The organism is Scytonema hofmannii PCC 7110 (assembly GCF_000346485.2).
GTDB lineage: Bacteria > Cyanobacteriota > Cyanobacteriia > Cyanobacteriales > Nostocaceae > Scytonema > Scytonema hofmannii.
In genome coordinates this window covers 4,698,021-4,711,451 of sequence record NZ_KQ976354.1, presented here as the reverse complement: position 1 = coordinate 4,711,451, position 13,431 = coordinate 4,698,021, and the positions used below count along the sequence as shown (strand labels likewise).

At 41.7% G+C, this 13,431-nt stretch carries 16 protein-coding genes; 7 read left to right on the top strand and 9 right to left on the bottom strand.

All coding sequences use genetic code 11. From position 1 onward, the window contains the following. Positions 1-98: 98 nt before the first annotated feature. Positions 99-830 carry a ribonuclease PH gene (rph, locus tag WA1_RS19605; RefSeq protein WP_017741858.1) on the bottom strand — a complete coding sequence of 244 codons (732 nt, stop codon included), beginning with the start codon at positions 828-830 and terminating at the stop codon, positions 99-101. Positions 831-986: 156 nt separating this feature from the next. Further along, positions 987-1,544 carry an adenylate kinase family protein gene (locus tag WA1_RS19600; RefSeq protein WP_017741859.1) on the bottom strand — a complete coding sequence of 186 codons (558 nt, stop codon included), beginning with the start codon at positions 1,542-1,544 and terminating at the stop codon, positions 987-989. A 360-nt stretch (positions 1,545-1,904) separates the two neighbouring features. Between WA1_RS19600 and WA1_RS19595 the strand changes: the two genes are divergently transcribed. Beyond that, entirely contained in the window at positions 1,905-2,441 is a 537-nt protein-coding gene (locus WA1_RS19595) for a P-loop NTPase family protein (RefSeq protein ID WP_026134485.1), read from the top strand. Positions 2,442-2,573: 132 nt separating this feature from the next. Then, a complete protein-coding gene (gene dcd, locus WA1_RS19590) occupies positions 2,574-3,143 on the top strand; it encodes a dCTP deaminase (protein WP_017741861.1) in 570 nt (189 codons plus the stop codon). A 133-nt stretch (positions 3,144-3,276) separates the two neighbouring features. On the opposite strand, the gene WA1_RS19585 is transcribed toward dcd, so the two are convergent. Continuing rightward, positions 3,277-3,729: a hypothetical protein gene (locus WA1_RS19585; RefSeq protein ID WP_017741862.1), complete on the bottom strand. Its 453-nt coding sequence runs from the start codon at positions 3,727-3,729 to the stop codon at positions 3,277-3,279. Positions 3,730-4,364: 635 nt separating this feature from the next. Continuing rightward, positions 4,365-5,873, bottom strand: coding sequence for a thymidylate synthase (locus WA1_RS19580; RefSeq protein ID WP_017741864.1), 1,509 nt, complete (start codon positions 5,871-5,873; stop codon positions 4,365-4,367). A 241-nt stretch (positions 5,874-6,114) separates the two neighbouring features. Between WA1_RS19580 and WA1_RS19575 the strand changes: the two genes are divergently transcribed. The 4 genes from WA1_RS19575 to WA1_RS19560 all read left to right on the top strand — a co-directional run bounded on the left by WA1_RS19575 (position 6,115) and on the right by WA1_RS19560 (position 8,524). Further along, positions 6,115-6,330: a chlorophyll a/b-binding protein gene (locus WA1_RS19575; protein WP_017741865.1), complete on the top strand. Its 216-nt coding sequence runs from the start codon at positions 6,115-6,117 to the stop codon at positions 6,328-6,330. A 100-nt stretch (positions 6,331-6,430) separates the two neighbouring features. Then, positions 6,431-6,871 (top strand): YidH family protein, encoded by a 441-nt coding sequence (locus WA1_RS19570; RefSeq protein WP_017741866.1) that lies wholly within the window; start codon positions 6,431-6,433, stop codon positions 6,869-6,871. 216 nt (positions 6,872-7,087) lie between these two features. Further along, positions 7,088-7,735, top strand: coding sequence for a Uma2 family endonuclease (locus WA1_RS19565; protein ID WP_017741867.1), 648 nt, complete (start codon positions 7,088-7,090; stop codon positions 7,733-7,735). A gap of 207 nt (positions 7,736-7,942) precedes the next feature. Further along, on the top strand, positions 7,943-8,524 hold the full coding sequence (locus WA1_RS19560; RefSeq protein ID WP_017741868.1) for a thioredoxin family protein: 582 nt from the start codon (positions 7,943-7,945) through the stop codon (positions 8,522-8,524). Between the two features lie 62 nt (positions 8,525-8,586). On the opposite strand, the gene WA1_RS19555 is transcribed toward WA1_RS19560, so the two are convergent. Further along, entirely contained in the window at positions 8,587-9,096 is a 510-nt protein-coding gene (locus WA1_RS19555; protein WP_017741869.1) for a hypothetical protein, read from the bottom strand. Positions 9,097-9,212: 116 nt separating this feature from the next. On the opposite strand from WA1_RS19555, the gene aroA reads away from it, so the two are divergent. Next, positions 9,213-10,571, top strand: a complete 1,359-nt coding sequence (gene aroA, locus WA1_RS19550; protein ID WP_017741870.1) for a 3-phosphoshikimate 1-carboxyvinyltransferase — start codon at positions 9,213-9,215, stop codon at positions 10,569-10,571. A gap of 55 nt (positions 10,572-10,626) precedes the next feature. Here aroA and WA1_RS19545 read toward each other — a convergent pair whose 3' ends face one another. The 4 genes from WA1_RS19545 to WA1_RS19530 form a co-directional block, all read right to left on the bottom strand. Beyond that, on the bottom strand, positions 10,627-11,601 hold the full coding sequence (locus tag WA1_RS19545; RefSeq protein WP_017741871.1) for a glutathione S-transferase family protein: 975 nt from the start codon (positions 11,599-11,601) through the stop codon (positions 10,627-10,629). A 43-nt stretch (positions 11,602-11,644) separates the two neighbouring features. Then, the gene (gene gatC, locus WA1_RS19540) at positions 11,645-11,938 is read right to left on the bottom strand and encodes an Asp-tRNA(Asn)/Glu-tRNA(Gln) amidotransferase subunit GatC (RefSeq protein WP_017741872.1); all 294 of its coding nucleotides are present in this window, start codon (positions 11,936-11,938) and stop codon (positions 11,645-11,647) included. A 42-nt stretch (positions 11,939-11,980) separates the two neighbouring features. Beyond that, positions 11,981-12,502, bottom strand: a complete 522-nt coding sequence (locus WA1_RS19535) for a photosystem I assembly protein Ycf3 (protein ID WP_017741873.1) — start codon at positions 12,500-12,502, stop codon at positions 11,981-11,983. A 122-nt stretch (positions 12,503-12,624) separates the two neighbouring features. Then, entirely contained in the window at positions 12,625-13,302 is a 678-nt protein-coding gene (locus WA1_RS19530; protein ID WP_017741874.1) for an SOS response-associated peptidase, read from the bottom strand. Between the last annotated feature and the right edge of the window lie 129 nt (positions 13,303-13,431).

Here is a 13,431-nt window from a genome sequence, read left to right as displayed (position 1 = left end):
GTAGGGAGTAGGGGGTAGTGGGTAGGGGGTAGTGGGTAGGGATTGGTTATTAATAGTGCTTCCTTGTCCTCCTTATCCCACTCCCCACTCCCCACTCCCTACTCCCTCAATAGATTTCCGATCGCTTGCTGTTGCAAAATTAACAATTGTTGAATTCCTTTTTCGGCAAAATTGAGAAGTTCCCCAAGTTGCTGGCGACTAAAACTCCCCTCTTCGGCAGTTCCTTGGATTTCAATGATTCCCAAGTTTTGATTCATCACGACATTAAAATCGACTCCAGCTGCAACATCTTCTGTATAATCTAAATCTAGAAATGGTTCTTCTTCCAGTAATCCTACTGATACTGCCGCCACCTGTCCAATCAGGGGCGATCGCTCTATGACTCCCTGTTGCAATAACTTGGAAATTGCATTTGCTAAGGCAACAAACCCCCCTGTGATGGCTGTTGTTCTTGTGCCTGCGTCCGCCTGCAACACGTCTGTATCTACAGTCAGTGTTCGTTCTCCTAGCGCTTCTAAATCCAAGGCAGCTCGCAAGCTACGTCCAATCAACCGTTGGATTTCTTGTGTCCTTCCAGACAATTTCATAAATTCTCGTTCTTGTCGTTGATGAGTTGCTGATGGTAGCATTCGATACTCAGCCGTCAACCAACCTTTACCTGTACCTTCTAGAAATCTTGGCACTCCTTTAGTAACGCTGACAGTACAAAGTACGTGAGTTTCTCCAAATTTTGTTAGCACGGAGCCAGATGCATAACGGGTAAAACCTTGCTGGAAGCTAATAGGACGTAGTTGGTGGGGTCGCCGACCGTCTGGACGCTGCCAAGCCATTGGGATTGCCTCGAAATTTTCATATACAATACAGCGTACTAAAATTTGAATGTAATGCTTTAAGTATTTTTAAAGATAACGAATACAATTTTGGATTTTGGATTTTGGATTGAGAGATTGCCCAATGCCCAATGCCCAATCCCCCATGCCCAAATTTTATAACGGTTTGCAAAGGAGAGAAACAATGTTGTGCTGTACCATCTCTGGTAACTGATCGCCGTTAATGGTTAACAATCGACGGCGGCGATCGTAGTATTCCAAGATAGGAACGGTGCGATCGTAGAACAACTCCACACGGCGCTGCACGATTTCTGGTAAATCATCTGGAAGAGAACGCCCCACTGAACGAGTTACCATTACCGCCTGCGACACTTGGAGATAAATCGCCCAATCTAATTTTTGCCCCAAACCGTCCAGTAAAAAATCCAGTTCTTCTGCTTGAAAAGCCGTGCGGGGGTAACCTTCTAACACCCAACCACAGGCTACATCAGGTTTTGTCAGTCGCTCACTTATAAATTCAATTATCATTTCATCTGGAACAAGCTCCCCTGTGTCCACGTATGGCTGAGCGAAACGACCTAAATCTGTTAGGCTAGCGATCGCAGAGCGCAAAATCCCACCTACAGAGACCAAAGGAACCTCAAAATACTTACTCAGCCTGTGTGCTTGAGTACTTTTCCCCGATCCCGATCCTCCCAAAATAACTAATCTCACAAATGTTGGCTCCTTTTATATGTCATATTTATAACTTCTGATATCTGTACCGTCCCTACAGACAGCAAATAGCATATCTCTGGAATTCAAAGATTTTCAAAATATTACAGCAATGCCCCCTACTTAATTAACTTGTTTTTCTAGTTCTACGTTTTATTTTTTACAGCTTCTTCCTCAAAAAAGGCAAGGAATTCAATAACGGTCACTCTTGACTTAAGCGCAAACCTAGTGGTTGACTAAGAATGCAACAAGCTACAAAAATTACATATCGTAAAAAACAGCTAAATTATACAGGTAGGCTTGCCAAAAACAGCCTCAGCACAAACACTCTATTTCTTTGTATTTTATTAGACATTATTTATGGTTGCTCAGCTAGAAACCTCCAGTGAAAATTCGACCCTTGACTTGCCGTATTCCATGAAAGGGCTAGTACAAGTTTTTACAAGTTCTCACCGTAGCTTTTTTACCAGTGTTATGGCTCAATCACTGAGAATAGCCGGTCAGGGTACACCAGTGTTAGTTGTACAATTTCTTAAGGGTGGTATTCATCAAGGACACAATCGCCCAATGCGCTTGGGGCAAAAATTAGACTGGATACGTTGTGATTTGCCTCGATGTGTTGAGACACCACATTTGGATGAAACTGAAGCCCAATCTTTACAAAAGTTGTGGCAACACACACAAAAAGTTGTCTTCGAGGATAAGTATTCTCTTGTTGTATTGGATGAACTCAGTTTAGCCATTCACTTTGGCTTCATTCCTGAAACAGAAGTTCTGGCATTTTTAGCCAATCGTCCGGTACACATTGAAATTATTCTTACGGGACCAGAAATGCCTCACTCTATTTTGGATATGGCAGATCAGATTACGGAGGTTCGGCGCAGTCATGAGCCCTAGGAAATTTTGGATTTTAGATTTTGGATTTTATCATCATCCGCAATCTAATCAAGACACTCCCTACTCCCCACTCCCCACTCCCTACTCCCTATTTTCGACACAGTGATTAAGAACGACATTTGGATTACTCAAATGGCTCAAAAAGGAATGATTTCACCCTTTGAGCCTAGCCTGATTCGACAAATAACAATTGACGAAGATGGAGCTTTGCGCCGTGTTATCAGCTACGGCTTGTCTTCTTATGGATATGACATAAGGCTTTCTCCAGTAGAGTTTCGGATTTTTCGCCACATTCCTGGAACTGTCGTCGATCCCAAAAACTTTAATCCTCAAAATCTAGAACCTACATCACTACACGTAGATGAAAATGGCAGTTACTTCATACTACCTGCTCATTCCTATGGGTTGGGAGTTGCTCTGGAAAAACTTGAAGTTCCTGACAACATTACAGTGATTTGTATAGGTAAATCAACTTACGCTCGTTGTGGTATAATAGCAAACTTAACTCCTGCAGAGGCAGCATGGCGGGGTCATCTGACATTAGAGTTCTCAAATTCTTCTAGTGCTGATTGTCGCATTTACGCTAATGAGGGTGTTGTACAGTTACTATTTTTTGAAGGGGAGCCTTGTGCAATTAGTTACGAGGCTCGTCAAGGTAAATATCAGGATCAGCTAGAAAGAGTAACGCTTGCAAGAATTTGAAAGAGAATTAATTACGTAAGCGAGATCGCTCTTACGGGCATAAATAGCCCCTTTACACCCAACGAGTGCAGGTTGAAAGCAGGGCTGTTTCATCTCCCATGTATCTAACTTGACTGTTGAGCATCTACTAAATTCACTCATCTTGTGAGAGAATTAAATTTAGAATATTCATTTCCTTCGATTGAAAAATTTGATTTTCATTAAATAGGCTAATGGAGGCTTTGAGAATAATGAGAATATTTAACATATTCAAACAAGCCTCTTGCAATGAGAGATTTGCAAGCTTTTCCGATTCATCAGCACTTAGACATTTTCCATCTTCATCGACTTCTTTGAGGTAATAAATTGCTTTATCAGACAAGTAAAAAACCAAATTTTTCTCACCTTTATCTAGTTCACCTCCTCTTCCCCGGTAAATCACTTGTATGATTTCCATCAAGTTTTGCTCAATTTGAAATCCTGGAATTTGTACAAGAATATATTTAGTGTTAGGGAAAGATAAACCACGAGATGCAGAGGCAGTTATAAATACTACTTTTACTTTGTTTTGATATTTCTGAATCTCAGATTCTTCCCTTTCTGACAAGCTAGCATGTATTTCCAGATATTCTTGATGCAGCTTAAAACTTGGTCGTTCCTTGGAAATATTAGTAATTAATTGCTTAAGGCTATCTTTATTTTGGATATAAACGGTTCTTCAGTACTTGTTATGCTAAACTAACAAGTACTGAAGAGCCAAGTCTATTACCATCATCAGAAAATTTAAAAATGTTTTTTTTTATTAGCTAGGTTGGTCTGAAGTAAGTTTAAAATCCTATTTAGTGCAGGAATATAGTCTAATTGTGCTAAAGGATTAGAGCTTTCTTCAAAAGTATGTTTTGATGTCATGGTACAACCACGTTTAAGACTAAGTATTTAAACTCGTGTTTCTTCGATGAATTATTATGATCGAATTCGCTAACTTTGTCCTGAATATATAGCAGATCTTGAAGACCGAGTTCGCTCATTCGGAGCCTGAATGTGGCGATCGCTTAAAAAGGGGGCTATGCGTTAAGTCCTGTAAATATGCTTCTACGGTCACGCTATCTTGACCACGAATTAATTCTATTTTCGTTCGCATTACACCTAAATCGCGTGCATTAACAGACACGGAGCTACAAGAGGAAAGGATTGTCCAAAATTAGGGAAATTGTAAGAATCGGATATGAGTGAACAGCAACTTCAAACTTTTCTTAATGGCTGATCTTGCTCGTAGATAAACTCTCGTTTGCTTGACAAAGCAATTTCTGCTTTTTGTAACTCTGTCCCCAAATACATGGCGTGTTCGACTTGCAATCCAGGACAGTCTGCGGCGATTGCTCTTGAAACTTGTTTCGCGGATTTCCCTGAATAACAATTTACCACTTCTCCCGAACCGGGAGTCATGTGTTCTACAATAATTTCTCCGGAATGCACTGCGATCGCAAAACTACCTGCAGGATCGCTATAGTCTCGTTGTTGGCGAATTTTGGGGTAGTAAGTTTTGATAACTTTTTCTGCGTTCTCAAAACAATCATCATATATGTGAGCGCTTTGACTAATAGTAACAAGCGGTCCCAGTTCCAAATCACACCCCGATCTTTTATTAATTTCATCTAAGCAATGCATTTGCAATGCCCTCAAACCCATAGCATTAGCACACCATGCTGAGAACATATCATTACTGCGGAAAGTTGCTGTTAGAGATAGCTCGTTATCAACGACTCTAACCCAAATATGATTAAGGCAAGGTGGGCTATCGTTGGCATCATTACCCACATCCCACAAAGACATCACAACTCTTGCTGAATTAATATCGTTCACAAGTTTGTCAATACAAAACTGAATTTGATCCCGCCCAAAATGAGAACGTAATCTTTGCCCGTAAGTATATTTAATGCCTTCCTGTTGTGGAGCATCATCTAAAATTTGAGAAACGTATTCTTGAACAAAGCTAGGGTCAATCGGTAAATAATTAGGGTCTGGAAAATAAAAGTTTTTTGGTTCTGAGGTGACTATTGCCATCAAATCAATCAATTCTTGCCATTGTCCATCATACGCAGTTGGTCGAACAGTTCCCGTTGTCTTAATCAGATGAATTATTTTTACCCATGTTTCAGCAATGGTTTTTCCTTCAATTCGATGTCCATACCGTTGTCCAGGTAGAATTGTTGACTCAACGCTGGGGGTATCAAATTTTAAAGGTAACTCCCAGGGTTCCATTGTTCCTCTTTGTGCATAGGATTTCACACAAGATACAGCTTCAGCAATGGATTTGGCTTCGCGACACTCTATAGACTGTCGCAGCTTTTGTAGGGACTTCGCATCAACTTCAATATCAATGTATCCAGGATAGCAAGAACGAACGACCCAGCACTGTCGCCCAGTATCGCTTAAACCTTCGTCAAAGCCGTGATGGAAAAAATCCAGCAGACATTGACTCGCCCCTGCGTTCTTATCTTCCTTTGTCGCATTCAACACTACCAAATAACGAACGTGAGGGTTAAATAGCAAATTGCGAACCAGTAAGTTCAGTCCCCGCGTAGGTGAGTACAACTGTCCGATGACTGCATATTCTTGTGGAAGCAAATGCTTTGCCAGACTCGTTTTCACCGTCCACCCTGTAATGACTGCCGTTTGTCCTTGGCCGTAAATCAACTGATTGGGCTTGTATAGTGCTTTGTATTCAAAATGAAATGTGCTTACTGTCATAATTACTTAATGCGCTGCCAGATCCCCGACTTCTTAAAGAAGTCGGGGATCTAAAACCATATATACAAACTTCTAATCCTACACCACAGAAAAACTTCTCACCAAATCTATAAATTTTTTCATAACTAGATTAAAAGCTTAACTGCCAACATCCACAACAAAACTTATATTGCTTTACATTCCTTAATTAATTTGTTACATTTATTTACATAAAAGCAATTATTTCATTCAGGACATTCTCATGCAATACAAAGGTGCCATAATTGACGAAGCAGGTAAGATGAACAATTTTGCCATAGAACCTAAAGTATACGTAGATGAGCAAGGCGATCGCACTGGTTTCACTCCTTACTCCGAACTTACCAATGGTCGTTTGGCAATGATTGGCTTCCTGTCTCTGATAGCGTTAGAGGTGTTTACAGGGCATGGAATCTTTGGTTTATTGCAAAACTTGTAAAAATTATTTTTACTTTTGGTAACAAAGAGACGTGATACTATCGCGTCTTTTTGTTGTACAAGCGCTTCAAGAGAGAGTGCCTAAAGGTACAAAATGCGGTATGAGTAAAATGCCCAATATAGATCGCCAAAGGGAGCACCAAGCTAATGAACGAACATTTCTAGCTTGGCTACGCACTTCAATCGCATTGATCGGCTTTGGTTTTGCTCTGGCTCGATTTGGTCTATTTTTACGCCAGCTTAGCTCTACTCTGACTCAACAAGAACCCACACCACATCCAGTGTTTAACTCAGAGAATTTAGGTATTTCTTTAGTTTTATTTGGTATTATGACTATTGCTTTGGCAGCATGGCGGTACAATCAGGTTTTCTGGCAGATTGAACAGGGAAATTATCAACCAAAACGCTTCACTGTTTGGCTAATGACTGGATTTGTCATCTTTTTTGGATTACTGAGTCTACCAATGCTCCTCGTTCGAGAGAGATTCTTTACCCATCCTTCAAAACTTCCCATCCAGCCCCAGTCACGTAATTGGCGTTAACAAGTAAATAGGGAGTGGGGAGTGGGGGAAGACCACCAAGGTTCTCATAGGACGTGATGTTCTTGTATGGTAATTTCATGACTTTCGGAATTAAGGTATCCTCTAATATTGACGCGATAAGTCCAATCTACCTTTTTATTAAGGTAGCGATAAGCCGACTGCCTACGGGCTTAAGCCGTATCGCGTTTCCGTGATAAATATAAAGCGAGGTTTTTTATGATTGGATCTAAAATAAATACCGTAATTACGCCAGAAAAAATTGAATTGCCCCCTGGCGCTGTCCTGAAACTATTGGGGAATTGGCAAGACTACATGAAGTTGCAAAGACAGCTAGGCTCGCGCATTGTACCTCGCATCAAATATAGGCTAGGAGAGATTTGGCTGATGGCACCGCTACCAAAACACGGAAGAGATGCGAGCTTGCTGGCAGATATTGCTAAGGTTTTGCTCGATCGCTTGGGGCAAAGATATGACTCATTCACACCCATCACCATGAGCTTGCCTGAAATCAGTGGAGTTGAACCCGACTGTTGCTTTTATATTCAAAATTGGAGATCCGTAGTAGGTAAAGCCCGTATTGACTGGCAGAATGACCCTCCCCCCGATTTGGTAATTGAAGTAGATATTACCAGTTATACAGATATCAATGATTATTTACCCTATCAAGTGCCAGAGGTTTGGTTGCTGAAGAATAACGAATTATTAATTTACAGATTGCAGGGAGAAACTTACGTAATCGCAGAAAGTAGCTATTTTCCTAACATTTCAGAAATTGTACGGCAATGCCTTCTAATTGCAAGTGAAGAGACAACAAGTGAGGCAATCAGGTGGTTGAGAAATTTTTTGCACTCCGAGGAATCATAAATTGGGGATATTTTTCTAGAACGCCAACAATAACCTTAAAAATGCGATCAGGTAAGAAACTCCCTATATTAAACGCCATCAGTTTTTATTGGCGAAGGTACTCTCTCACTTGATAAATGCGCGAACCCACACTACACCACTAACTACAACCACCAACCATTTTTTCGTACAATAATAATTGTTAACAAATAACGGATTCGGTGAATTATGGCTTTAACTGCTTCCACGATGTTACCGCTAGGTACTCAAGCACCGGATTTTGAGTTACCCGATGTCAGATCTGGGGAAACAATTTCGCTTTCTAGCTTCACGGGTAAGAAAGCACTATTAGTGATGTTTATTTGCCAACATTGCCCGTTTGTCAAGCACGTAAAGCAAGAATTGGCACAATTGGGTAAAGATTATCTCAATACAGGTTTGGCGATTGTTGCTATCAGTGCCAATGATGCCACAAACTACCCAAATGATGCACCTGAGTCATTAAAGGCAATGGCTGTAGAGCTAGATTTTAACTTTCCCTTTTGTTATGATGAAAGCCAAGAAACTGCAAAAGCTTACACTGCAGCTTGCACTCCAGACTTCTTCTTATTTGATGCCGATCGCAGGCTTGCTTACAGGGGACAATTAGATGATAGTCGCCCAAGTAATGGGAAACCCGTAACAGGTTCAGATTTGCGTGCTGCTGTAGAGGCTGTATTGGCTAAGCGATCGCTCTTAAGCGAACAAAAGCCAAGTGTGGGTTGTAATCTTAAATGGAAACCTGGTAACGAACCGAGTTATTTTGGCTAATGGCTAATGGCTAATGGCTAATAATACCTGGCAATTAGCAATTAGCAATTAGCAATTAGCAATCAATGTTTAATATCTAATTGAAGGATGTAATTTCCCAATTGGACTTCTCCAGTCCACAATTCGTACTCTACTCGCAAATGTTTGGGAAAAGGATGTCCGTCCAATTTTAGGTCGCGAGTAAAATTACGCATACGAATGGGTTCGTTATGTTGCATGGATTCACTAGGCAACCAGTACCGAGTGATTCCGTAAACACCTTGTTCCCAAAAATGACGGTAACTCAATTGATTGTTACCTTGCATCGTCATAATCACTCGATAAGGGGAAATCTCTAACCAAAGGACTCTAGGGCTATTGGGAATAGCATTGCTTGGTTCTTGGGATAAATCCTTCTGTTCGTTATGAAAGCTTTCTGTTTTACAATTCTTTACAGGTGGTGTCGTTAACAGTAAGTGGAATCGATCGCGGTCTTTTTGATAAAGAGTTGCAGCAGTTTCAACAACAGACCAAACTGGTAAGTCTGTAGAAATAAGTGATAAGCACACGGGCTTGCGATGGTGAGTAAGCATGGGAGCGAAAAGGGTTAAAAGGCAATAAACGTTTCAGAAATTAATAAACATCGGTAGATCTGGCGGTACTGGGAAAGCGATAGGATACTAGCGCAGTCACAGGTCAGTTTATTCTAATGTCAGCTTCTGTTATAACTCTAGAAACTAGGGAAAATACTTCTCAAAACTTAATCATTCAGCGACCCACTACTGGGTTATCTTTACAAGGTCGTATCAGAGTTCCTGGGGATAAATCCATTTCTCATAGAGCATTAATGTTAGGTGCTCTAGCGTCCGGGGAAACGACTATTAAAGGTTTGCTTTTGGGGGAAGACCCTTGCAGCACAGCAAGTTGTTTCCAAGCTATGGGGGCTGAAATCTCCGAATTAAATACGGAACTAGTCAGCGTAAAAGGTATTGGGCTGGGGAATTTACAAGAACCTATTGATGTGCTCAATGCTGGGAACTCTGGAACAACAATACGTCTCATGCTAGGGCTTCTCGCATCTCATCCGGGACGTTTTTTTACTGTCACAGGTGATAATTCACTGCGATCGCGTCCCATGTCCCGTGTTGTTAAACCTTTACAAGAGATGGGAGCACAAATTTGGGGACGTAAGGGAAATTCTCTAGCTCCTCTAGCAGTTCAAGGAACATCTCTCAAACCCATCCACTACAATTCTCCCATTGCTTCAGCACAAGTAAAATCCTGCATTCTACTTGCAGGTTTATTAACAGAGGGAAAAACAACAGTCACCGAACCAGCACTTTCCCGCGATCACAGCGAACGAATGTTAAAGGCTTTTGGAGCAGAATTAACTGTAGACCCCGAAACCAACAGTGTGACTGTCACAGGTCCATCTCAACTTCACGGACAAACAGTGATTGTACCGGGAGACATTAGTTCTGCTGCATTTTGGCTGGTAGCAGGAGCGATCGTACCCAATTCTGAATTGACAATCGAAAATGTGGGTGTCAATCCCACCCGTACAGGGATTTTAGAAGCTTTGCAAATGATGGGTGCTGATATTCAGCAAGAAAATGAGCGCACGGTAGCAGGAGAACCAGTAGCAGATTTAAGGGTACGTTCCAGCCCTTTGAAGAGTTGCACCGTTGCAGGCGATCTTATACCGAGATTGATTGATGAGATTCCTATTTTAGCAGTCGCAGCAGCTTTTGCTGAAGGAACGACCGTAATTCGAGATGCTGAAGAGTTGCGGGTGAAGGAAAGCGATCGCATTGCTGTGATGGCGCATCAACTTAATAAAATGGGAGCACAAGTGACAGAGTTACCTGATGGTATGGAAATTTCTGGAGGTACTCCCCTTTCAGGTGCTGAAGTCGATAGCCATACAGATCACCGCATCGCGATGAGTTTGGCTATTGCAGCCTTGAACGCATCTGGAGCCACTCACATCCAGCGTGCGGAAGCGGCTGCAGTCTCTTACCCAGAATTTGTTGCTACATTACAACAAAGGTTAATTGTTGGTGGTTAGTTGTTGGTTGTAGAGACGCGCCATGGCGCGTCTCTACATTATTTCTGGTCACTGCTCACTGGTCACTGGTCACTGTCATGCGATCGTGGGGAGCATCAAAATCAATAATCGGTCCTTTTGGAACAATCCGAGTAGGATTAACCTTGGGATGACTTTTGTAATAGTGCCGTTTAATGTGGTCAAGGTTACAAGTTTCTTTAACCCCTGGCTGTTGATAGAGGTCTTTAAGATAGTTCCAGAGATTGTGAAACTCCGTAATCCGGCGCAAATTACACTTAAAATGCACGTAGTAAACTGCATCAAAGCGAAATAGAGTCGTAAACATACACCAATCCGCTTCAGTGATTTGCTCTCCACACAAATAGCGTTGTTTTCCTAAAACATTTTCCCAATGGTCGAGAGCATCAAATAATTCAGTCACTGCTTCATCATAAGCTGACTGAGTTGTAGCGAATCCAGCCCGATACACTCCATTATTAATAGGTTGGTAAATGGCATCAATTGTCTCATCAACAGCTTTTTGCAAGTGTTCTGGGTAAAAATTGATATCATGCCTAGCAAAAGTATCAAATTCCGTGTCTAACATCCGGATAATTTCACGGGATTCATTATTGACTATTGTGCTATTTTGTGTATCCCACAAAACCGGAACCGTGACTCGTCCGGTGTAATTAGAATCAGCTTTGAGATAAAGTTGCCATAAATACTGAGTGCTGTTAATGGTATCGGGAATGCATCCTGGTTCATCAGAAAATTCCCAGCCATTGTCCCGCATTTCTGGTGCCACTACCGAGATCCCAATAACATCTTGCAGCCCTTTCAGTTCACGGAGAATGGCAGTACGGTTTGCCCAAGGACATGCCCAAGAGATGTACAAATGATAGCGTCCCGGTTCAGCTTTAAACCCACTAGAACCATCAGCTGTAATGTGGTGGCGGAAGGTTGTTGAGGGACGGATAAATTTTCCTTGTGAGTCCTCTTGCTCCCGTTGTGATACCCACTTACCATCTTTAAGAATTCCCAAGCTCATATTTTTAGTTAGTGGTTAGTGGTTAGTGGTTAGTGGTTAGTAACTATTCTTCAGGATTGAGTATTTTGGGAACCTTGAAAAACTCGCCTTCTTGTTCGGGAGCGCTCTGAAGAATGGCTTCGCGATCGCTATAGGGTTGCAGTCGATCTGCTCGTGTTACATTACTGACATCAATTGCCCGTGTTGTAGGTGGCACATCTGTCACATCTAATGCATTCAGTTGCTGGACATAGTCAAGGATATTCCCCAACTGTGTAGTGAATTGCTCTTCCTCTTCTGGTGTTAATTCTAACCGAGCCAGAAGAGCTACTTTCCGAACTTGTTCGCGGTCAATCATAATTTGGTCATTGGTCACTGGTCACTGGTCACTGGTCACTAGCTAAAAGAATACGTCAATTTGAGAGCGCTTGGTTGTTTTTAGCCAGTTTTGGGCTTCAATATAGTTATTGGGAGCCAAGCGGATCGCTCTAATCCAATAATCAGCAGCTTGGTCAAACAGCGATTCTCCAAGGTCTTCATTTCCGGCTTCTTTCGCCTTTTCTCCTTGGTAGTGGTAAATAACGGCAATGTTATTTAAAGCTTGGGGTAGGCGGGGATTGCATTCTAAAGCTTCATGATACAATTCAAGCGCTTTGTCGTGCTCGCCGTTACTTGCATGAATTAACCCCATGTTGTATAGGATGTAGCTGCGATCGTTGGTGTCTTCTTCTAATTCCAGAGCTTCTTCATAGTTTTCCAGGGCTTCGGCGTATTCTCCTTCTGACTGCGCCGACATTCCATCTCGGTAGTAAACAAAGGCTTCTTTGGCTCTCTTATTTGCTGGCAGGATCTTGAGAATCAGATCTGCCATAACTGTAAAGGTTTTGTCAATGAAATTATCGTTTTTCTGAGTTCTTGGCATATTGAGTTTATTATGATACGGAAGCCAATATAATTGCGGTTTGCAAGCCTGTGGTAGGCACTCTTTGTACTCAGTACTCACCACAAACCTACTGCTCAATAGCTAATCTAACTGATTTGCAGCTACATTTTCGCGCTTAATGGCTTAATACAATCTGGGCTATTGTGCTTGGGATTGTTCACTGCAGTGCTTACAGGATAGGCAGCCATTGCTTCAGATGGGTAGGGTTGCAATAGTTGTTGTACCATCTCTGGCGTTTGCACCTGCGGTGCCAACCACAAATCGTAATCTTTCTGATGGAGAATCACTGGCATGCGATCGTGTACTGGTTCGAGTAATTCATTTGCCCTTGTTGTCAAAATTGTACAAGAAGATACTGTTTTCTCTTCAGGCGATCGCCATTCCTCCCACAAGGAAGCAAACCCAAAAGCCTCTCCATTTTGCAGGCGAAAATAGAACGGCTGCTTTTTCCCCTCACTCTGTTGCCACTCATAAAAACCATCTGCCACGATTAAACAGCGCCGACGTTTAAACGCTGAACGGAAAGCGGGTTTCTCTGCCACTGTTTCTGCTCTAGCATTAATCAGTTTGGCTCCCATTCTTGGGTCTTTTGCCCATGAAGGAATCAGACCCCATTGTAACTGCTGTAATTCACGTCGGTCACTTGTTTGGTTATATAACACCGCCGATACCATTTGCGTAGGGGCAATGTTATATTTCGCCTCCAAGTCGGAAATTTCCACATGGAAGCTTTCTGCTAAAGCTGTTGCTGACTGACTCAAAGTAAATCTTCCACACATACTTTTTCCTTAACCAATGATTAATATTAAACTCCAAACATATGGCATCAAATATTACTTTTATTTTTTATTTTTCAGAGAATTCTTTTTTTTACTAAAATACTTTATGTATATAAATTTTATCATATT

Excerpts from the sequence above, each read along its gene's own strand:
- WA1_RS19555 (WP_017741869.1), bottom strand. The coding sequence starts at position 9,096 with ATGCTTACTCACCATCGCAAGCCCGTGTGCTTATCACTTATTTCTACA.
- WA1_RS19565 (WP_017741867.1), top strand. The coding sequence starts at position 7,088 with ATGATTGGATCTAAAATAAATACCGTAATTACGCCAGAAAAAATTGAA.
- WA1_RS19575 (WP_017741865.1), top strand. The coding sequence starts at position 6,115 with ATGCAATACAAAGGTGCCATAATTGACGAAGCAGGTAAGATGAACAAT.
- WA1_RS19580 (WP_017741864.1), bottom strand. The coding sequence starts at position 5,873 with ATGACAGTAAGCACATTTCATTTTGAATACAAAGCACTATACAAGCCC.
- WA1_RS19535 (WP_017741873.1), bottom strand. The coding sequence starts at position 12,502 with ATGCCAAGAACTCAGAAAAACGATAATTTCATTGACAAAACCTTTACA.
- rph (WP_017741858.1), bottom strand. The coding sequence starts at position 830 with ATGGCTTGGCAGCGTCCAGACGGTCGGCGACCCCACCAACTACGTCCT.
- WA1_RS19530 (WP_017741874.1), bottom strand. The coding sequence starts at position 13,302 with ATGTGTGGAAGATTTACTTTGAGTCAGTCAGCAACAGCTTTAGCAGAA.
- WA1_RS19545 (WP_017741871.1), bottom strand. The coding sequence starts at position 11,601 with ATGAGCTTGGGAATTCTTAAAGATGGTAAGTGGGTATCACAACGGGAG.
- dcd (WP_017741861.1), top strand. The coding sequence starts at position 2,574 with ATGGCTCAAAAAGGAATGATTTCACCCTTTGAGCCTAGCCTGATTCGA.
- WA1_RS19570 (WP_017741866.1), top strand. The coding sequence starts at position 6,431 with ATGAGTAAAATGCCCAATATAGATCGCCAAAGGGAGCACCAAGCTAAT.
- WA1_RS19560 (WP_017741868.1), top strand. The coding sequence starts at position 7,943 with ATGGCTTTAACTGCTTCCACGATGTTACCGCTAGGTACTCAAGCACCG.
- WA1_RS19595 (WP_026134485.1), top strand. The coding sequence starts at position 1,905 with ATGGTTGCTCAGCTAGAAACCTCCAGTGAAAATTCGACCCTTGACTTG.
- aroA (WP_017741870.1), top strand. The coding sequence starts at position 9,213 with ATGTCAGCTTCTGTTATAACTCTAGAAACTAGGGAAAATACTTCTCAA.
- gatC (WP_017741872.1), bottom strand. The coding sequence starts at position 11,938 with ATGATTGACCGCGAACAAGTTCGGAAAGTAGCTCTTCTGGCTCGGTTA.